The organism is Alcanivorax sp. REN37, assembly GCF_041102775.1.
GTDB lineage: Bacteria > Pseudomonadota > Gammaproteobacteria > Pseudomonadales > Alcanivoracaceae > Isoalcanivorax > Isoalcanivorax beigongshangi.
In genome coordinates, this window is sequence record NZ_JBGCUO010000001.1 from 1,627,635 (window position 1) to 1,647,873 (window position 20,239).

Below are 20,239 nucleotides of genomic sequence, written 5' to 3' on the forward strand. Positions count from 1 at the left end.
CGTCTTATCGGTGAGTCTAGGCAGTGCAAGATGCCACTGGATATCCTTCTTTGCCGAGCGCAGTGCTCCATACCCCAGCTCGATCTTGAAAGGCAGCGCGTGCGCTGCCTGCCAAATACCGTATCAAGCCACCTGCAGCGCCAACTGCAAAGCGATGCCAACCAAACCAAACAGCGCCAACGTGCTCAGCGCGAACACCACGAAGCGAATTTCGACCGAGTCAATCAGTGATTGCACCAGACTGTGCATCACGCGCAGCCCGGTATACGCCCAAGCCAAACCCAGCGCCACACTGGAGGTACTGCCCAGCAACACCAGCGCCACCACCGTGGCGTAGAACAACGTCGGTTGCTCCATTAAGTGGTTGTAGTTGTCTGCTTTCCAGCGAATCTTTGCTGGCAGTTCTGCCATTTGTTCACCACGCGGGCGTTTAGCATCGAGACGCATCCTAGCCTTGAAGATGGCTGGCACTCGCAGGGCGAGCATCCACACCAGCATCACGCAACTCCAGGCAACAAGGGTGATCATCGGCAACAGAAGAGATTGACTCATGGCGGCTCCATTTGGCTGCTATGTTATTGATATTAATGGAGCGAGACCGCCCCGCTCCGTTATATAGCCTCGGGCGAGTACACGGCAACAAGAAATGTGGCGATCGGTGGCCCCGCTGCCGGGGCCACTCTCCCCTGCCTTCAGGTCTGCGATCCGTCGCCACGCGCAAGGCCGTAAAAGGCGACGTTGGCTAGCAAGACAGAGCCGAGCATCGCAACCGCCATCGGTAGCACCGATTCGGTGTGGAAGTGGGTCAGAAGGAAGCCAAGGATACCGGCCAGCAGGAACTGCAGCGCGCCGTTGAGACCGCTGGCCGCGCCGGCATCGCGGTCGAAGAACGCCATGAAGCTGGCCATGGCGTTCGGCACGATCAGCGAAACCGCCCCCACCACCAGCATGACGAGCGGCACCGCTAGGGCCAACGTCAGCAAACCAGTCACTGCTAGGGCTAGGAACACGCTGGCACCGAGCAACTGCAGCGTAAGGCCCCAGCGCAGCATCACCGCCGGATCGTAGTGGCGCAGCAACACCACGTTGAGCCGGTTGAGCAGCAGCATTAACACGATATTGGCACCGAACAGCACTGGGAACAGTGCTTCAGTGGCGCCGAAATGGGTCATGTAAAGGAAGGCAGAATCAGTGATGAACATGAACATCGCTGAAAAGCCCATGGCGTTGGCAAGAATGAAGCCCATCGCCTGGCGGTGGCACAGTACGCGACCGTAGCCGGCCAAGGCGCCGCCCGGTTGCGGTCGTGGCGGGCGGGTCGGCAGGCCACGCACCAGCACCAGTAGCATGATCGCCGCGTACAGGGCCAAGAACATGAAAATCGATTCCCAGCTCCACAGGTGCAGCAGCAGTGAACCCACAGCCGGCGCAATCAACGGAGCCACCAGCATGATCAGCCCGATGGTGGTCAGTACCCGTGCGGCTTCCCGACCATTGTAAAAATCGCGCACCGAGGCGGCAGAAATAACCACTGCTGCACCGCCGCCGAACGCCTGCAGCAGGCGCATCAGGTACAGCATAGTGATCGAGTCGGCCAGCACGATCCCGATACTGGCAAACAGGAACAACAGCAGGCCGCCCACCGCGACCTGCTTGCGACCCAGGCGGTCACTGAGTTGGCCGCCAAACAACTGGCCAAAAGCCGCGCCGATCAGATAGAGGCTGACGGAGGTTTCAACTTGGTGCACGGCGCCGCCGAGATCATCGGCCATGCGTACTAGTGCGGGAAGGTAAGTATCGATGGCCAACGGGCCGAGGGCGGACAACAGCGCCAGCACCACCGCTAGGCGCACCGGAGAAACAACCTGCATGCATCACTCCCGATTGCGAATCGGCATAGCATACCGGTTGCCGCTGCCGGCGGCCCGTTCACTGGTGGGTTGTTACATGAATTGCCATCCGAGCCCGCGGTAGGTAGGCAGTCCTCCAGTGACGGTACCGCCCTGCACCACCAGCACCTGATTAAAGCGCTCGCACAGCTCGCCGGCTTTAGCGTGACGGAACAGCACCGCATCGCCGATTGCCGGTAGCCGTGAGCCTCGCAGTGGGGTTTGCACCTCCCCTGCCCCTTCTAGTGGTAATAAACTCAGACCCGGCGGCCACACCGGCGTCGGCAGGCGGTCGCTGCCGGCAGCCCCGGATGCGATGTAGCCGCCACCGGCACAGGTGACGACATCGGCCTGAGGCTGGCGCACCACTTCCAGCGCAAAGAACAGCGATGGCGAATGTTGGAAATCCTGATAGTGATCAAATAGTACCGGTGCAAACAGGCCACTGCCGGCACTGACTTCAGTCACCGACGGATCGCTGCAAGTGGTTTCCAGACTGCCGGTGCCACCACCATTGACGAAACGCAACTTGGCGCCCGCCTGTTCCAGCGCATTGACCACCGCTTGGCGACGGGCGGCCAAACGCGGCAGAGAAAGCTGTTTCAGGCGGCGAATCAAGCGGTTTTTCAGCGCCGCCCCGGGCACTTGGTCACCGACTCCCGCCACTTGCGCTTCATAGCCCATGACACCCTCGAGCCGAACACTTGGCAGTGCACGGATTACGTCGAAACAGGCCACTGCTGCGCTGGCAGAACGGATTGGTGAACGCTGCACACCGAAATGCAGCCCTGGCAGTGGCAGCGACAAGTCCACGTCCAAGCACAGTGGAAATACCACGTGCTCCTGCTCGCCGATTTCGGCGATGCGCTTAACCTGCTCGGCATCATCCACCATCAGCGTAATCAGGCGGCCTTGTCGCAGCTGCTCGGCCACTGCTCGCAAGGTGTCGGGCTGCACCGTGGGATACGCCACTAACAGGTCAGTGATGCCCTGCTCTGCCAAAGCGCAGGCCTCGCGCCCATGGAAGCACAGCACCCCTTGACAGCGCGGATCGGCGGCGAGCACGCGTTGGATCAGTGCCGGCACTCGCAGCGACTTACTGGCAATACGCAGAGGATGTCGGCCGGCACGTGTTAAGAGTGCTGTCAGGTTGGCATCAAAAGCATCCAGATCCAGCACTGCCGCCGGCAGCGGTTGATTTATCAAGGCGTGCTGCAGTGCGGAGAGAAGCGCTGCGCTCATTGGTCGGAACCGTTACTGCGCGGCAGTTGCGCCTGCTTCTCAAGCTTTAGACCGGCCTTGGCGAAGGTTACCCAGCGGCCTAGACCACGGCCGAATAGACCGTCAATCAGGCCACCGAACAGCGCAAACTTTTCCTGTGTATAGGGAAACCAGTTGGCTTCGATTTTGCTGCTCTGCTTGTCGATCAGTACCGCTTTGCTGCGCACCATGCCGCGCAGGCCCTCAACGCCCTTCGCGCGGCCATAGCCGGATTCGCCGACCCCGCCGAATGGTAGCGCTGGGTTGCCTTCGGTGAGCATCACGTTATTGATCGACACTGCGCCTACCCGCAGTGCACGTGCGACCCGTTCAGCGCGCGCGAGATCCTTGCTCCAGACACTGGCGGACAACCCGAACGGGGTGCTGTTAGCCAGCCGGATTGAATCCTGCTCGTCCTGGAAAGGCTGGACGACCAGGATTGGCCCGAAGGTTTCTTCCTGTACCACCAGCATGTCGTCACGCACGTCGGTGACCAGTGCTGGCCGCAGCATGCGAGTATCTCCGATGCGGCCGCCGCCGTGGATAGTCGCGCCTTTGGCTGCCGCATCGGCCAAATGACGCTGGACGATCTCCAGCTGGAAATCAGTGGTCATGGCCCCGATGTCAGCATTGCCGGTGTCGCCGCTGCAGACCACGAGCGCATCAAGGCGGTCACGTAAGCGTGACACCATCTCCGGGTAACGGCTTTGGTGGACATAAAGACGCTCGACTGCGGTGCAGGATTGGCCGCCATTGGTCAGCGCTCCCCACAGTGCGCCGGCGCTGGTGCGTTCAAGATCCACATCCTCGAACACTAGCATGGCGTCTTTACCGCCCAACTCCAGATCCACCGGCACCAGCAGCGGCGCACATTGGGCAAGGATACGGCGCCCGGTGCGCGCGCTACCGGTGAAACTGACCCGGTCTGGTCGCTGGGCAATCAGTGCTTCTGCCATTTCACCGGCGCCCTGCGCAATCTGCAGCGCCGCAGACAGCAGCGGCAGGCCGTCCACCAGGGATTCGATTAGACCGGTCAGCGGCGTGTGCTCGGAGGGCTTGAGTACCACAGCGTTGCCGGCAGCAAAGGCCGGAGCAATAGCGGTCATGGCGATGTGGAATGGATAGTTCCACGGGGTGATGACCAGCACCACCCCCAGCGCTTCGTACCAAATGCGCGAGCTCTTGCCCATTAGCGCTAGAGGTGTGGAGACCTTTTCATCGGCCAGCGCAGCCGGAGCAGCACCTTGCAACCATTGCAGATAATCCAGCACCCCGAGCAACTCCGACACCAGGGCATCGGTTCGGCTCTTGCCGGTATCTGCCACAATCCGATCCGCGATCTGGTCACGTTGTTGGTGGATGCGTTGCTGCAGCTGCCCGAGTTCCGCCAGTCGCTCTGACAGGGTGGAAACCGCCAGTTGTGATTGGGCGGCGCGGGCGCGGGAAAACAGCGTCTGAGCGTGGGTTTGAGCGTCGGTCACGGTAATACCTCAATCGGGACGGCAGTGAATGTGGATGCCCATGGTGCGGTAGCGCTTGGATTGGCCCTCGGCATCGCGATCCAAGCCGTTGTAGTAGCTGCTGATGATGACGCCGCGCAGGCCCATATCGAGCAGGCGAAACAATCCGGACCCGGGTAGCCGGGTGTGTGCCACCGCCGCCACCGTGCGCACCAGCCATCCCGGCAGCGGCCCCGGCAAGCTACCGAGAACACGCACCACCAGCCGCAGGCTGGCGATATCGTCCGCATCGCCAGCGGCGAGCAAGGCCGGCAAGTGGTCGGTAGCATCAGTGTCGCGATAGGACGGCAGGCCGCCCTGTCCCGGCAGATACGCGTGGCCGACGTTGCGCCAGCAACGCAGCTCGGCCGCACTCAGCATTAGTTCGCTCATGATGCGCGCTCCGTGACGAGGGTTGGCAGTGACAACGTCTGCCCGAGCAGCGCTTCCGCCGCTTGATGGGCCATCGCCATGATGGTCAGCGACGGGTTAATGCCAGGAGCATTGGGAAATACACTACCGTCCACCACATGCACGCGGCGGCTGCCGTGCACACGGAAGCCAACATCCACCACGGAGCGGCGCGGATCAGTGCCCATCACACAACCGCCCATCAAATGCAGGCCGATGTTGGTCGGCGAATCAATCACCTCTTCCGCCCCGGTCTGGCGGTAGATGTCGTGGATCACTTGGCGACCGGCTTTGGCACGCGTCAACTCCGGCGCTGCCAGCGGTTTGTCGACGCTGATGCGGCCGCGGCGATCGAGCGAGATTCGTCCCGGTGTGACATCCCGCACCGCCACCTCGATACAGGCGAGCTGCCGGAAACGCTGCATCACCTGCTGGTGACGGGCGCCGATTTGTGGCAGCAGGAAGGCGACGCCGAGGGGGCCAGCAAACACGTTCTCCAGTTTGAAACCAGCAGCCCTAAAACGCGGCTCTTCGGACTTCACCGCTTGGAAACTGCCCTTGTGGGCGTCGATATTGCGGTCGTACAGCGCCAAGCTGACAAATTGGGGGTGGCAATAAAAGTGGTGACCAAGTGCGGGAAGTTGGCTGCCATAGCCGGATTTCAGCAACAGCGCGGTACTGCCGAGGGCGCCGGCGGCCAGCACGCAGCGGCGGCCGTGGAAGGTCACATTGCGGCCGCCTTGGCGTCCATACACAGTGACGCCCTGCCCTCCCTCCACCAAGCCGGCGATCTCGCAGTTGGCTTCCATGACCGCACCGGCGGCCAGGGCCCGTGGCAGGAAAGTCACCGTCATGCTCTGTTTGGCCTGACGTGGACAGCCGCCTAGGCAGCGTACGCAATCGTTACCGTCGGCCACATTGCAATGGGCCTGCCCGCGCCGCAGTGGCGACCAGCCGTAGCCGAGCTGTTCGAAGCCTTCCACATAGAGGCGTGCGTTTTCATTCCAATCGCTGCGGGCGATGGACTCCAACGCCAGTGCGCTTTCGGTCAACTGGTAGTAGCGCTGGAAGTGTTGACTGCTGTGCTCGGCAAGCCCGCTTTGTTGGCGCCACGCTTCAAAGGCATCCTCATCGAAGCGATCGAGCAACGCTTGGTTCACCACCGTGCCCCCGCCGGCCACTTTGGCACGTAGCAGTGCCAGTGCGCCGTCTTTGGAGGGTTCCAGCCCGCCGCCCCACATCAGACGAAGAGATGCATCTTGCTCGTTGTCCGGATATTGGTCCGCGCGCCACGAGCGGCCGGCCTCCAGCAGCAGCACGCGCTGCCCAGCTTCAGCCAGATGACAGGCCAGCGGTGCGCCACCGGCGCCGGTGCCGACGATGATGACATCGTAGAGAGGGTGTGTGGGTGATCCGCTCATGCGTTCTGCCTCGGCATTGCTGGACTCTTTTCTTGTACGATAGTTCCAGTAATCTACCACAGCTGCACCGCAGCGGACACCATGGCGGTGTTTCAAAACGATCAAATTTGGTGATCTATGGCCGCCGGCCGCCCTCTTAACTCAGATTGTGCGGTCGGATCAGCAATGAAGGGCTGCCGGCTTGGACCAAGGAGCCGAACCAGGCGGACAAACCGTTGAGTTGCTCTGCAAGCAGGTATGGGGGATTGACCACCAGCATGCCGGAGCCGTGCATGCCGGCACCGCGCGGCCGATAGGCCCACTCGCACTGCAGCATTGGCATCGAGCTGGCCACCAGATTACGTAGCATCGGCAAGTGCCGTTCGTCACCCAGCAACGGGTACCACAGCAAGATCACACCTTGCGGCCAGCGCTGGTGTGCCTGCAACACCGCCTCCCCGACTCGCCGATAGTCCTGGCCTTGTTCATAACTGGGATCAATTAGAACTAGGCCGCGGCGTGGGGTGGGTGGCAACAGCCCGCCCAGTGCTTCCAGTGCATCGCGGCGATGGATGTGTACCCGGGGTTTGCGCTCGAACAGTTTCTCCAGCGCATTGTGTTCCTGTGGGTGCAGTTCGCACAGTTGCAGCGGCGAGTCCGCTGGCAGCAACTGATCCAGAATTGTCGGCGAACCGGGGTAGAACTGCAGGTGTTCACGGTGGGGGTTACAGTGGCGTAACACCTGACGGTAGTCGCCTAGCGCGGCAGGCCAAGACTGTTCCCACGCACGCAGGATGCCGGCATCGGCTTCTTTGGTCTTTTGCGCGATGTGGCCAGACAGGTCGTAAAGACCACGTCCGGCGTAAACATCCAGCGCGGTGAACGGCTTTGGCTTGCGCCGCAGGTATTGCAGCACCAGCGTCAAGATCGCGTGCTTGTGCAGGTCGGCGGCATTGCCGGCGTGATAACCGTGCTGGTAACTGAGCATGGCAGGCCCCTCTGAAAAGGGGGCCATTCTAGAGAGCTTTTGGGTGCGACCGGTAGCTCAGAGTGAGCTGGCAACCATCACACCGACTCCGCCCGCCACCAGCCCAATCAAACAAGTGGTCAGGGCTTGGCGCCGGATACTTTGCCAATCGGTCGCCAACCACCAGCGGTTGAGTCGTTGTACAGTGCGGGTGCTCATTGTGATCGCCTCCAGTCCGGCTGCAAGACGGTCGCCGGACCGCCCTGTTATTACTCGCCTTTTGTGACGGCAATCACACTCCGATTGTGAATGATTGTAAATAGCCCGCGACAAATTGTGTCCGACTAGGGGCGAGCAACGGATGCAAGGCAAAAAAAAGCGGCCCGCAGGCCGCTGTTCTCAGTTGTAGTAAAGCTTCAATATTTGATCATAACGATTTGATTCTGCTGAGAATCGTTCCTCGTCCCAAGCCAGGACCTGCTGTAAGAGTGCTTGATTGGTGCGCACCCAGCCGCGGCCGCCGTCAGCGGTCAAGTTACCGATGCGAGTCCGCCGCAGCAGTAAATCATCCAGGTGCACAGGCTGCTCCTGCGCCACAAGCCAGCGCAGCAAGGTCGCGGTCAGATGCTCAGCGGACACCGCCCCTGCCGGCGACTCGAGGCCCGCAGGTACCGTCACCGCGTTGGCCAGCATGCGTGGTTGCTTGCGCAGTTGGCGGTACTGGCGCTCATCGATCAAGCCCGCGGCCTTCAAAGCGTCCAACGCAATGATCCGGAACGTGGTGAGCTTGCCACCGCTGACGCTGACCACGCCGCCGCTTTCCCACACCGCGTGATCGCGGCGTTCTTGCGATGGTTTCAGGCCCTTTCCGGAGGAAATCACCGGGCGCACACCGGCCATGGTAGAAATCACGTCACTGCGGTCCAGTTGCACACTCGGGAACGCATGGCGCACCAGCGTGAGCAGGTAGCGCACCTCGTGCTCATGGGCATAGGCCTCCTGCTGCGGATCATCAGTGTGGTCGTGATCAGTGGTTCCGACACAGGTGACGCCGTGCCACGGGAACACGAACACCGGGCGGCCATCGTCCGGGTGCGGCAAGGTATAGCTGTCAGTCACTGGTAACAGCTCAGCGGGCAGGAAAATATGACTGCCACGCAGTGGTCGCACCCGCGGACTGGAGTTCGACAGCTGGTCGACCCAAGCGCCGGTGGCGTTGATCACTTTCTGGCTGCTGACCTGGTAGTTGGCGCCGTTAACCTGATCCTGGATATGCAGCTGGAAATGTTGCGCGGCACGCTCGATGCGCTGCACGGCGCTGTAGTTCACCACCGTGGCACCGGCGGCTGCGGCGTGGTGCAGGATGCGCAGCACCAGCCGGCTGTCATCGGTGACGGCATCGGTATAGGACATGGCGCCCCGCAGCTGTTTTAGTTTCAGCAGCGGCGCGCGCTGGCGCAGAGCACGGGCGGAGATCCAGCGGTGGTCACGGATGCCGGCAAGGAAATCGTAGCCCATCAATGCCACGCTCAAACCCAGCCGCCCGGGGAAGCTGCCCTTGCGCACCGGGAACAGATAGGTGTGGCGATGCACCAGATCCGGCAACTCCCGCAGCAACCGTTCACGTTCCTGCAGCGATTCGCGCGTCAGCCGCACATCGCCCTGAGCCAGATAGCGTAGGCCACCGTGCACCATTTTCGACGACCGGCTGGACGTGCCCCAAGCGTAATCCTGCTTCTCCAAGAGCAGTACCCGCAGACCTTGCTGGGCCGCCATCAGCGCGACCCCGGCGCCAGTGATGCCGCCCCCCACTACCACCAGATCCCACGCTTGCCCGACGAGCTGCTGGGGATCCGGACGCAAACCGATCATGCCGCTGTTACTCCTGGTACGAGATGCTGGGGAAAGTAGACACCATGGCCGAGGCAGGCGTATGACGGTCACGGTAAAAGATGTGACGCACGTTCCGCATCGAAATGGGCGCCGAGATTTCCACGTTCACGCCAGCCGGTCAACCGCTGCCGAGTGAACCGCCGGTCACGCTTGGTGGCGGACCTGCATGCCCCCGCGGGTGTGATGCACTGCGCCAATGGCGCTGATCAGACTACCGCCTGCAGCGGGCTTATCCTATGGTGCCGACGCGCATGGCGCGCATTGGCAAGAGGACGAATTGATGAACAAGGCATGGACTACAGGCATGTTGCTTGGCGCACTGGTGATCGGCCAAGGCTGCACCACCATCAACCCCTACACCCAGGAGTCGCAAACCTCCAATGCCGCCAAAGGCGCTGGCATCGGCGCGGCAGTGGGTGCAGTGGTCGGCATCGCCACCTCCAAGAACGCTAAGCAGCGTAAACAACGCGCGCTGGCCGGTGCCGGCATCGGTGCCATCACCGGTGGCGGTGTGGGTTACTACATGGATGTGCAGGAAGCCAAGCTGCGTCAGAAACTACAGGGCAGCGGCGTCTCGGTCACCCGTAGCGGCGATGAGATCATCCTCAATATGCCGGGCAGCATCACCTTCGCCAGCGATGACTACGCGATGGCGGGCGCCATGGTGCCGGTGATGGATGCGGTGGCTGAGGTGCTGAAGGAATACACCTCCACCATGATCCAGGTGGCCGGTCACACCGACTCCAGTGGCGCGCTGCAATACAACATGCTGCTGTCGCAGCAGCGGGCGCAGTCGGTGGCCAACGCTCTGCTCGGACACGGTGTGCAGTCGGTGCGGCTGGATGTGGTGGGCTTCGGCCCGCAGCAGCCGATCGCCAGCAACGACACGCCGGCGGGACGCGCCCAGAATCGGCGCGTGGAACTGACGCTGCTACCGTACGTGAAGTAACGACGGCAACCGGGCCGCCCTGGCGGCCCGGAGCACCTTTCCTTAGGCTCGCAGCGGCCGTGACAGCTCGGCCCAGTCGATCTGGCCATCATCCTGCAGGTCTTCGAATTGCAGGATGCCAAGCGCCTCAAACTTCGGTCGCACCTGTTCGGTGAGTAAACCGATACGTTTGAGGTTGGGAACGATGCGGGTGAACAGCAGGTCACGGAATTGCGCCATGATCTGCGACTGCAGCACCTGCTCGCGCGCGGCCACCGGCTCCCAGCCGAACTCTGCAAACACCTCTGTGGCGATCAGCCGCTCACGCATCACCACGCAGGCCTCATAGGCGAACTGAGCGCGCTCTTGCTTCTCCTGCTCGCTGAGTGTTTCGACGAACTGCTCCAAGTAATTGACGCCGAACGTCACGTGGCGCGCTTCATCACGGATCACATAGCTGATCAGCTGCACCAGTAGCGGGTCCTTGGCGGTCAGGCGCAAGGTGTTGAAAGCGGCTAGCGCCAGCCCTTCGATGATGATCTGCATGCCGATGAATTTCAGGTCCCAGCGCGGGTCAGAGAGGATCTTGTCCAGCAGCAGCTTCAGGTTGGGATTGATCGGATAAAAAATACCGACTTTGTCCTGAAGATAGCGAGTGAACACCTCCACGTGCCGGGCTTCATCGAACGTCTGCGACGCGGCGTAGAGCTTGGCGTCATAACTTGGCGCGCAGGATGCCAACTGCGACGCCACCAGCAGAGCGCCCTGCTCGCCGTGGACAAATTGCGCCAGCATCCACGCCAGGTTGTGCCAGCCGAAGCGCAGCTTTTCGTCGTCGCTGAGTGCTTCAAACGGCGCCCAGCCAGAAAACGGATTGTAGTTGGTATCCATCGGCGGTTGGTCGCGGGGAAAGTCCAGTGACCAGTCCAAATCGATGTCGCCGTTCCAGTTCAGTTCCTTGCCGAGCCGGTAGAGCTTACGGATACGTCCGTCGGCGCTGCTGTAATCCCAGTTGTAGTGGCCCGTCAGCGGAGTATTGAAGATTTCCACCACATCTTGCACGTGCTGGGGTGACATCCGCTGTTCGATGTCGTCGGAGCCGGGACCATCCCAATTGTTGTAATAGACAATGTCTGCGGGGGGAGCTGTAACGCGTTTGATGTCCATGGCAGCACCTCTGCTAGTGACTCACATCTCCAAGTGGAGCTGTTCTAAGCTAGCGGGGAAGGTGCTGCCTGTTCCACGTCATCCCGTGACATTGTTGTGAGGTTGCCGGCCCTCACGGAGCCTCGTTTTCATCCGACAGCAGAAAATGGGCGCGCGCCAACGCGATCGGCTCATCACGGCGCTGCTGCCAGGCGCTGATTTGCACGTTGGCCACACGCCGCCCAAGCCGCGTCACCTGACACTCCGCATAGGTGTCACGGAAGTGGCCGGCACGCAAATAATCGATAGTGAAATCGATGGTTTTCGGCACCCGCGGCTCGCCCATCGACAGCAATAGGAAAATCACCGCCGACTGCTCCATGAAGCCGGCCACTGCGCCACCGTGTAGCGCCGGCAAAGTCGGGTTGCCGATATTGTCCGCGTTGCGCGGCAGCACAAAGGATATTTCCTGGCCCCGGTTTGCCACTTCAATGCCAAGGAAACGAGCATAGGGCACCCGCTCCACCAGCGCCTGATAAGACGCTTCGCCGGCGCGGCAGGCGCGGATCAATTCATACAGGGCATTCATCGCTCAACCCTCTCCACGGCGGGACTGGCCCGGCAGCTTCATGCGCATGTAGGTCGCTAGACAGGTGGCAATTTCGCCCAAGTCTGACGGCACGCCCTCGGCCTCCTCCTCGAACACCCGAGAGCTGACGAATGCCACGTGCTCACTGAGCCGGTAACAGTGCGAATAGCACAAGATGCCGTGTCCGGGGCGTGGCGCCCGCAGGTGATCGACACGCATGTCGATGGTCGGCGTCAGCTCGAATTCGGGGAACAGGCGGCAGCAATTGGCCAGCCCACCCGCTTGGTCGATCAGCGTGAAAATGGCACCGCCGTGGATTACCCCAGTGTCGGGGTTGCCAACCAAGTCTTCGCTGTAGGGCATGCGTACCGTGACGCGGTCCTCTAGCGCCTCCAGCACCTGCATGTTGAGGCGGGTCGAGTGCCGCACCGACGCCACAAAGCGTTCGCATACGTCCTGACGAGTCACAATCGAGTCTCCTTGGAGCGCTGTTCAAAGCCGGCAATAAACGCCATCATGCGCCTCGAAATCAAGTGCCAAACCGTCCAAGGAATGCTGTCTCGATGTCAACGCTGTCCCGCGCCCGCACCGGTTGGCGTGCTCTAAGCCATGCTGTGGAACGTCGTCGCCACCCGGAACGTTTCATTCTGGTGGATCGCACGCCGTGGCAGGAAATCTACCGCGACGACATCATGGCAGTACGTCACTACCGTTTGCCGGAACAAGGGCCGGGTCTAACCGCGGCTGACCGTGATGGCGAGGCCCGCATTCCGCTGCTGCTGATTCCGGCGCTGGGTATCCAGACCTGGACCTTCGACATCATGCCGAGCCGTTCCATGGTGCGCTATCTGCTGGCGCGCGGTTTTGATGTGTACGTGCTTGATTGGGGGCGCCCGTCGCAGTCGCAGCGCTCGCTGTCGCTGGATGTCTACGTCAATCAATGGCTGCCCGCCGCAGTGCAAGCGGTGCGTGGCCACAGTGGTGCGGATCAAGTTAGCTTGCTGGGTTATTGCATGGGCGGGTTGCTGGCAATGATGTATCTAGCAGCCCACCCGGCGGCGCCGGTGGCGCACTTGATTACCATCGCCAGCCCAGTGAATTTCCATCAGAGCGGCGCTTACGGGCGCTTTTTCGCCTTGATGAGCCGCCCGGCGCTGAAGGCCCACGAGTGGTTCCGGCTGCGACTGAAGCCGGTGGATGAGCGTCTGTTCGAAATTCCCGCGCGGCTGCTGTCGCTCGGCTTCAAGATGACCAACCCGCCGGGCGTGCTGGCGTCCTATCTGGATCTGGTGCGCAACGTCACCGACCGCGACTACATCACCGAATACATGACCATGGGCCAGTGGTTCAACAACATGCTTGACTACCCTGGCGCCACGGTGCGTGAGGTGATCGAGAAAATGATCATCAGTAACCACATTGCCGGCGGCACCATCGTTATTGGCGGTCGGTTGGCGGACTTGAGCCAAATCCGCTGCCCGCTGCTGGCGTTGGCCGGCGCCAGTGACAAGCTGGTCACCATCCGCGCCGCCCGCGACATCCTGCGGGTGAGCGGCTCCCACGACAAACAGTTTATGGTGGTGCCGGGCGGGCATGCCGGTGTGTTCGCCGGCAGCCAAGCCCCAGATACCACCTGGCGGCTGGCTGCCGATTGGTTGCTGGAGCGCGATTAAACCGCACCGCGTTGCAACGCATCGACGATCTGCTCGGTGTAGCGCTGCACCAGAAATGGCACCGACTTGTCATAGAACTTCATCAGCGATTCGCGGATGAAGCGCCACTTCCCTTCCGCCTCTGTCAGGGCCGCCGTCGCGCTAGGTTCTTGCAGGCGCCGCTTCAGCGTCTGCAAGTGGCGATCCATGGCCGGCACGGCTTCGTTGAGGTCGATGTTGCCTTCGCCGCCGATGGCCATGCCGCCGGCCGGTGACGCCACCAGTGATAGGTACTCAGAGCCGATCTGCTGTACCTGCGCGGCAGTACGCAGCAACGCCACGATCGGATCGCTGTTGTCGCCCTCCGCGGACAGCGGCGCCACCAGCGCGGCAATCTCATAGCTGAGTGCGGTCAGATCCTGCACCGCATACTGGCGTTTGGATTCATCGCCGGTCCGCACGCTGGTGTCCGCGGCGATCAGATATTGACGCAGCTTGGGCGCCACTTGGTTGGCGAGTAGGCTCTGGTCACTGCCGGTGGCACCGTCCTGTAACTGCTCCAAGCTGTGCCGCAGCGCCTGAATGCTGGCTAAGGTGGCGCTGCGATAACGCGGCGCGTTGTCCAGCACTAGGTAGGCATGGGCGTCACTGCGCACTTCCCATAGTCGTTGTTCAAAACGCGCCAGGTCGGCAGCGTTAACCGCCCAAGCCGTGTTCGACAGCAGGCACAGCAGCAACCACGACAAACACCGCAGCCCCGTGGGCACGGTGCGCAGACTTCCATGAATGGTCATCAGACTCCCCCAACAGCATTGCTTTTATTATCACTGCTCAGGGTAAGCGATGGCGGCGTGGCTGTATCTCCGCAGTGGGATCAAACGGCTGATCTAGCCGAATGGCGGGATGACCTGCCGGTTTTCAGCCTGGTAATAGACGGTACAGCGCTTGGTATTCGAGCGTCAGCTTATGGCGCGGCGCCAGATGCACCAATGGAATGCCGGTGTCGTGAGATTCGCGCATGACCACGCTGGAAGACAGCGGCGCATCCAGCACCGGCAGCCCTTCCTCACGCAGTGCCTCCACCAATTGCTGCGGCAACCGCGCGCGTGGTTGGAATTGGTTAATGACGATCCCCTCCACCTGCAACTGGTCGTTGTGGTCGTCACGGGCTTCGTGGACGTTTTCCAGCAGCGTATAGAGCGCTTTGCGCGAGAACGCATCGCAATCGAACGGAATCAGCACCCGGTCCGCCGCGATCAGTGCGGACAAGGTGTAGAAATTGAACGCCGGCGGGGTATCGATATAGATCTCATCGAACTCCCGCGACAGGCTTTTGATCAGCCCGCGCAGTTTGTAGATTTTGTGCTTGCTCTGCAGCAGATGCTCGATCTCGCCCAACTCGGCGTTAGACGGCAGCACGAACAACCGCTCATGGGCGGTGGCATGCACATACTCCATCGGCGCTTTTTCTTTGAGCCGGAAGGTCAGCGCCTGACTGAAAAAATCGCCGATGTTGGGGCTTGGATTGCGACCGTCTTCGTAGGCGGTCATGCCCAGTAGGTACTGGCTGGCGTTGCATTGCGGGTCGAGGTCAATGACCAGGGTGCGGCGTCCCTCGGCTGCAGCGATGGCGGCCAGATTCACGGTAATGCTGGACTTCCCTACCCCGCCTTTCTGATTGAATACCACCCGACGCATTGCACACCTCCAAGCTGAACTTCGGCGCACACCATAGCGGTTGCCGGCCACCTCGAACAGGGCTGCACCTGCGTGCGGCAGCGGCGTTGCGGCCAGTGGCAGGGTTATGCACAGATGCAGTGGATGAGCCTGTTGATAACCGCTTCACAACCTTCGCAGAGGCCGCGGCCATCGGCCTCTGCGCGGATGGGGCAATATCTGGCCAAGGCTCAGTCACGCATGGTGACAAACTCTTCCGCCGAGGTGGGATGAATGCCAATGGTGCGGTCGAAGTCAGCCTTGGTGGCGCCCATTACTACTGCCACAGCAAAGCCCTGCACGATTTCTGCGGCATCGTCACCGCTCACGTGCAGTCCCAGTACTTTGTCGCTGTCAGCGTCGATCACCAGCTTCATCAGCGTACGGTGCTGCTGGTTGCCGAGGGTGTATTTGAGCGGCCGGAAGCTGCTGCGGTAAATCTTCACATTGGCATGCCGCGCACGCGCATCGGCTTCGGTGAGGCCGACGGTGCCGATCGGCGGGTGGGAAAACACCGCGGTAGGAATATTCTCGTAGGACGGCGGTGGCACATCACGTTGATTGCCGAATTGCTGGCGTGCCCACCACATGCCTTCTGCCAGCGCCACCGGTGTCAATTGTACCCGGTCAATGACGTCACCGACTGCGAACAGGCCGGGCACCGAGGTTTCGAATTCCGCATTCACCACGACCGCGCCCTGCTCGGTCAACGCCGGCGCCGCACCGGCTGCGAACAGACCAGCCACTTTAGGCGTCCGACCTGTGGCGTAAAACACCGCGTCCACTTCCAGCGTTTCGCCGTTGCTCAAATGCAACCGACGGCCCTCGCCCACGGCTTCGATGCGAGTTACATCAGTGTCCAGCGTCAAGCGGACACCCTGCTGCTGCATCTGCTCGGCCACATGATTACGGATGTCGTCATCGAAACCACGCAGGATCTGGTCGCCGCGGTAGAGCTGGGTGACGCTGGCGCCGAGGCCGTTGAGAATGCCGGCAAACTCTGTGGCGATGTACCCGCCACCGACCACCGCCACCCGTTCCGGCAATTGCGGTAGATAGAACAAGTTGTCGGAAATCAGCGCCAGATCCCGTCCGGGAATATCCGGCAGGAATGGCGTACCGCCGGTGGCGATCAGAATACGCGGCGCCGTCAGCTGCAGCTCGCCGACCTGAACCGTACCCGGCCCGGTGATCTGCGCACTGCCTTCGACAATGACCACGCCGGCTTTTTCCAGCAGCTGTCGGTAGATGCCGTTCAGGCGTTCAATCTCACGGGTTTTGTTGTCACGCAGGACATCCCAGTCCAACGCCACCTTGCCCACCGACAGGCCGTAATCGGCGGCCAGCGTGAAGTTGTCTTGCAAGCCGGCGGCATAGGCAAACATCTTTTTCGGTACACAGCCGACATTGACGCAGGTACCGCCGAAGAAACGCTCTTCGACAATCGCCACATGGGCGCCCAGGCTGGCCGCGATGCGGGCAGCGCGCACGCCGCCGGAACCGGCCCCGATCACAATGGCGTCGTAGTGGCGCGCCGTACTGGTCATGTTGTGTCTCCCGCTCTGTGATGAAACGCCGACCATGCTGCCGAGCGCAGCGGCAGCACGCAAGTCAAACACTGGGACGCTCAGCGAACTTGGTGCATACTGCGCAGCGGATACGAATAAAGTATCAGCACGGCACCTTGGGGAGAGAGGGCATGTTGCGCGATCGACGACGCTGGGGAAGCGTCTGCCTGGCACTGTTGCTGTGGGGGAGCAGTGCCGGCGCCGATACCATCTACGAATACCGCACGCCGACCGGCACTCGGCTGTTCACCGACCGGGCGCAGATGCCGGGGCATTCACTGCTGAGCATCCGCAAGGGCTGGACCGAGTCTGCGCAGACACCTTCGCAGGCGCGGCGGGCGCTGTACGACCGTCTGATTCACCGCGCCGCGCTTGTCCACCAGGTGGAGCCGGCGCTGATTAAGGCAGTGATCCATACCGAGTCGGCGTTCGATCCGCGGGCCGTGTCCCGCGCCGGCGCGCAGGGCTTGATGCAGTTGATGCCGCAAACGGCTGATTTCCTCAAAGTGACTGAGCCGTTTGACCCGCGCCAGAACATTGATGGCGGCGCCCGCTATCTGGCTTACCTCATGGCGCGCTTCGACCAACTTGACCTAGTGTTAGCCGCTTACAATGCCGGAGAAGGCAACGTACGCCGTCACGGTGGTATCCCGCCGTTCGATGAAACCCGGCGCTATGTGCGTAAAGTACAAGACCTGTTGCCGGTGTACCGTGCCGAAATGGGCGATGCGCTAGCCGCACGCTGACTCCAGCACTGCCGCGCAGACATAAAAAAACCGCAGCCTAAGCTGCGGTTTTTTTGTGGAGCCGGCACTGCTTACTTGCCGTGCTTCTCAGCCAGGTAGAACCAAGTGCCGAGAACCGAGTCCGGATTCAATGACACGCTGGAAATACCCTGCTCCATCAGCCACTTGGCCAGATCCGGGTGGTCGGAAGGACCTTGGCCGCAGATACCGATGTACTTACCGGCATCGTTACAGGCTTGGATCGCCATGGACAGCAGCTTCTTGACCGCCGGATCGCGCTCATCGAACAGATGGCTGACGATGCCGGAGTCACGGTCCAGGCCCAGAGTGAGCTGGGTCAGATCGTTGGAGCCGATGGAAAAGCCGTCGAAGTGCTGCAGGAAGTCGTCCGCCAGCAACGCGTTGGTGGGTAGCTCGCACATCATGATAATGCGCAGACCGTTGTCACCTCGCTTAAGGCCGTTTTTCGACAGCAACTCGATGACGGTTTCCGCTTCGCCCACGGTGCGCACGAACGGCACCATGACTTCAACGTTGGTGAAGCCCATTTCGTCACGGACTTTCTTCAGTGCGCGGCATTCGAGTTCGAAGCAGTCACGGAAGTTTTCCGACACATAACGGGAGGCACCGCGGAAGCCCAGCATCGGGTTTTCTTCTTCCGGCTCGTAGTGCTTACCGCCGATCAGGTTGGCGTACTCGTTGGACTTGAAGTCCGACATCCGCACGATGACCTTCTCCGGGTGGAACGCTGCAGCCAGCGTAGAAATACCTTCCACCAGCTTCTCGATGTAGAAATCCACCGGTGACGTGTAGCCGGCAATACGCTTATCGATGGTCTGCTGCAGATCACGGGATTGGCTGTCGTAGTTCAACAGTGCTTTCGGGTGCACGCCGATCATGCGGTTGATGATGAACTCAAGGCGAGCAAGGCCCACACCCTGGTTCGGCAGCGTGGCGAAATCGAAGGCGCGGTCCGGGTTACCAACGTTCATCATGATCTTGAACGGCAGTTTCGGCATCGACTCGATGGAGTTGCGCTGGATCTCGAAGTCCAGTTGGCCTTCGTAGATCTTACCGGTGTCACCTTCGGCACAGGACGCGGTGACCAGTTGGCCGTCTTGGAGGATCTCGGTGGCGTCGCCGCAACCAACGATCGCCGGCACACCCAATTCACGGGCGATAATGGCCGCGTGGCAGGTACGGCCGCCACGGTTGGTGATGATGGCCGCGGCACGCTTCATGACCGGTTCCCAATCCGGGTCGGTCATGTCGGTGACCAGCACGTCGCCGTCCTGCACCTTTTCCATTTCTTTGATGCTGCTGACCACCCGCACCGGACCGGCGCCGATGCGCTGGCCGATGGCGCGGCCTTCAACCAGCACTTTGCCGCGCTGCTTGAGGTTGTAGCGTTCCATCACCGACACGTCGGAGCGGCTCTTCACGGTCTCCGGGCGCGCCTGCACGATGTACAGTTTGCCGTCGTCACCGTCGAGCGCCCACTCGATGTCCATCGGGCCACCGTAGTGCTTTTCGATTTCGATGGCCTGGCGCGCCAGATCTTCCACCTGGGCGTCGGTCAGCGAGAAGCGGTAGCGCTCATCGCGCTCTACCTCTACCACCTGCACTGATTTGCCGGCGCTGGCTTCGCTGCCGTAGATCATCTTCTGCAGCTTGGAGCCGATGGTGCGGCGCAGGATCGACGGCCGCTTGTTCAGCAGCGTCTTCTTGTGCACGTAGAATTCGTCAGGGTTCACGGCGCCCTGCACCACCATTTCACCGAGGCCGTAAGACGAGGTGATGAATACCACATCGCGGAAGCCAGACTCGGTATCAAGGGTGAACATCACCCCGGCGGCGCCGGTTTCTGAGCGCACCATGCGCTGGATGCCGGCTGACAGCGCCACACCTGCGTGCTCGAAGCCCTGGTGTACGCGGTAGCTGATGGCACGGTCGTTGAACAGGGATGCAAAGACCTCCTTCACCGCAACCAGCACGTTGTCCACGCCGCGGATGTTGAGGAAGGTCTCTTGTTGGCCGGCGAAGGACGCGTCCGGCAGGTCTTCCGCGGTGGCGGAGGAGCGCACTGCTACAGCCAGATCGGCATTGCCTTCGCTGATTTGAGCAAACGCATCGCGGATCTGCTGCTCGAGCTCCGGCTGGAGCGGGGCTTCAACCACCCAACGGCGGATTTCGGCACCGGTCTCGGCCAGCGCGACCACATCATTGACGTCGAGCTTGTCGAGCGCGTCATTGATCTTGCGGGTCAGGTCATTGTGGTTGAGGAAATCACGGTAGGCTTCAGCAGTCGTGGCAAACCCACCCGGTACGGATACACCGGCGGCCGCCAAGTTGCTGATCATTTCGCCCAAGGAGGCGTTCTTGCCCCCGACCGTTTCAACATCGCCTTTACCGAGGCGTTCAAACCAGACTACGTACTCCGCCAAGGTCTTGCTCCCTACATGACTGGAATATGAATGGGTGGAATGCGGGGTAGTCTACTGAAAACCCCGGCCGTTTTCTCGCCCGATTTGCCTTGAGGTTGCGAATCCTAACCAATGCGCTTCGCTGAGGCGAG

Annotated in this window: 19 protein-coding genes; 3 read left to right on the forward strand and 16 right to left on the reverse strand. The window is 61.3% G+C overall.

The features are described from left to right. Positions 1 to 123: 123 nt before the first annotated feature. From AB5I84_RS07370 to AB5I84_RS07410, 9 genes are all read right to left on the reverse strand, one after another. The gene (locus tag AB5I84_RS07370; RefSeq protein ID WP_369455211.1) at positions 124 to 552 is read right to left on the reverse strand and encodes an MAPEG family protein; all 429 of its coding nucleotides are present in this window, start codon (positions 550 to 552) and stop codon (positions 124 to 126) included. Positions 553 to 692: 140 nt separating this feature from the next. Next, a complete protein-coding gene (locus AB5I84_RS07375) occupies positions 693 to 1,871 on the reverse strand; it encodes a multidrug effflux MFS transporter (RefSeq protein ID WP_369455212.1) in 1,179 nt (392 codons plus the stop codon). A gap of 72 nt (positions 1,872 to 1,943) precedes the next feature. Then, positions 1,944 to 3,131, reverse strand: a complete 1,188-nt coding sequence (locus AB5I84_RS07380) for an amino acid deaminase/aldolase (RefSeq protein ID WP_369455213.1) — start codon at positions 3,129 to 3,131, stop codon at positions 1,944 to 1,946. After that, positions 3,128 to 4,630, reverse strand: a complete 1,503-nt coding sequence (locus AB5I84_RS07385) for an aldehyde dehydrogenase family protein (RefSeq protein ID WP_369455214.1) — start codon at positions 4,628 to 4,630, stop codon at positions 3,128 to 3,130. Before AB5I84_RS07385 ends, AB5I84_RS07380 begins: the two co-directional genes overlap by 4 nt. A 9-nt stretch (positions 4,631 to 4,639) precedes the next feature. Next, on the reverse strand, positions 4,640 to 5,041 hold the full coding sequence (locus tag AB5I84_RS07390) for a hypothetical protein (protein ID WP_369455215.1): 402 nt from the start codon (positions 5,039 to 5,041) through the stop codon (positions 4,640 to 4,642). Continuing rightward, entirely contained in the window at positions 5,038 to 6,480 is a 1,443-nt protein-coding gene (locus tag AB5I84_RS07395) for an FAD-dependent oxidoreductase (protein ID WP_369455216.1), read from the reverse strand. The genes AB5I84_RS07390 and AB5I84_RS07395 overlap by 4 nt, the downstream gene beginning before the upstream one ends. 136 nt (positions 6,481 to 6,616) lie before the next feature. After that, on the reverse strand, positions 6,617 to 7,447 hold the full coding sequence (locus AB5I84_RS07400; RefSeq protein WP_369455217.1) for a 23S rRNA (adenine(2030)-N(6))-methyltransferase RlmJ: 831 nt from the start codon (positions 7,445 to 7,447) through the stop codon (positions 6,617 to 6,619). A gap of 57 nt (positions 7,448 to 7,504) precedes the next feature. Next, positions 7,505 to 7,645, reverse strand: a complete 141-nt coding sequence (locus AB5I84_RS07405) for a hypothetical protein (protein ID WP_369455218.1) — start codon at positions 7,643 to 7,645, stop codon at positions 7,505 to 7,507. Between the two features lie 180 nt (positions 7,646 to 7,825). Beyond that, complete coding sequence (locus AB5I84_RS07410; protein ID WP_369455219.1) at positions 7,826 to 9,298, reverse strand: glycerol-3-phosphate dehydrogenase/oxidase; 1,473 nt, start codon at positions 9,296 to 9,298, stop codon at positions 7,826 to 7,828. Positions 9,299 to 9,599: 301 nt separating this feature from the next. On the opposite strand from AB5I84_RS07410, the gene AB5I84_RS07415 reads away from it, so the two are divergent. Beyond that, on the forward strand, positions 9,600 to 10,268 hold the full coding sequence (locus AB5I84_RS07415) for a YiaD family glycine zipper/OmpA-like lipoprotein (protein ID WP_369455220.1): 669 nt from the start codon (positions 9,600 to 9,602) through the stop codon (positions 10,266 to 10,268). A 42-nt stretch (positions 10,269 to 10,310) separates the two neighbouring features. Here AB5I84_RS07415 and AB5I84_RS07420 read toward each other — a convergent pair whose 3' ends face one another. From AB5I84_RS07420 to AB5I84_RS07430, 3 genes are all read right to left on the reverse strand, one after another. Further along, a complete protein-coding gene (locus AB5I84_RS07420) occupies positions 10,311 to 11,414 on the reverse strand; it encodes a ferritin-like domain-containing protein (protein WP_369455221.1) in 1,104 nt (367 codons plus the stop codon). A gap of 112 nt (positions 11,415 to 11,526) precedes the next feature. After that, positions 11,527 to 11,982, reverse strand: a complete 456-nt coding sequence (locus tag AB5I84_RS07425; protein WP_369455222.1) for a PaaI family thioesterase — start codon at positions 11,980 to 11,982, stop codon at positions 11,527 to 11,529. Between the two features lie 3 nt (positions 11,983 to 11,985). Beyond that, positions 11,986 to 12,450 carry a PaaI family thioesterase gene (locus AB5I84_RS07430; protein ID WP_369455223.1) on the reverse strand — a complete coding sequence of 155 codons (465 nt, stop codon included), beginning with the start codon at positions 12,448 to 12,450 and terminating at the stop codon, positions 11,986 to 11,988. Between the two features lie 95 nt (positions 12,451 to 12,545). On the opposite strand from AB5I84_RS07430, the gene AB5I84_RS07435 reads away from it, so the two are divergent. Next, entirely contained in the window at positions 12,546 to 13,655 is a 1,110-nt protein-coding gene (locus AB5I84_RS07435) for an alpha/beta fold hydrolase (RefSeq protein ID WP_369455224.1), read from the forward strand. Here the strand turns inward: AB5I84_RS07435 and AB5I84_RS07440 are convergent. The 3 genes from AB5I84_RS07440 to gorA all read right to left on the reverse strand — a co-directional run bounded on the left by AB5I84_RS07440 (position 13,652) and on the right by gorA (position 16,897). Next, a complete protein-coding gene (locus AB5I84_RS07440; protein ID WP_369455225.1) occupies positions 13,652 to 14,428 on the reverse strand; it encodes a hypothetical protein in 777 nt (258 codons plus the stop codon). The genes AB5I84_RS07435 and AB5I84_RS07440 overlap by 4 nt on opposite strands. Before the next feature lie 124 nt (positions 14,429 to 14,552). Then, entirely contained in the window at positions 14,553 to 15,332 is a 780-nt protein-coding gene (locus tag AB5I84_RS07445) for a ParA family protein (RefSeq protein WP_369455226.1), read from the reverse strand. Positions 15,333 to 15,541: 209 nt separating this feature from the next. After that, complete coding sequence (gene gorA / locus AB5I84_RS07450) at positions 15,542 to 16,897, reverse strand: glutathione-disulfide reductase (protein WP_369455227.1); 1,356 nt, start codon at positions 16,895 to 16,897, stop codon at positions 15,542 to 15,544. A 152-nt stretch (positions 16,898 to 17,049) separates the two neighbouring features. Here gorA and AB5I84_RS07455 point away from each other — a divergent pair, with 152 nt between their 5' ends. After that, positions 17,050 to 17,664, forward strand: coding sequence for a lytic transglycosylase domain-containing protein (locus AB5I84_RS07455; RefSeq protein WP_369455228.1), 615 nt, complete (start codon positions 17,050 to 17,052; stop codon positions 17,662 to 17,664). 71 nt (positions 17,665 to 17,735) lie between these two features. On the opposite strand, the gene ppsA is transcribed toward AB5I84_RS07455, so the two are convergent. Beyond that, a complete protein-coding gene (ppsA, locus tag AB5I84_RS07460) occupies positions 17,736 to 20,108 on the reverse strand; it encodes a phosphoenolpyruvate synthase (RefSeq protein ID WP_369455229.1) in 2,373 nt (790 codons plus the stop codon). Positions 20,109 to 20,239: the final 131 nt, after the last annotated feature.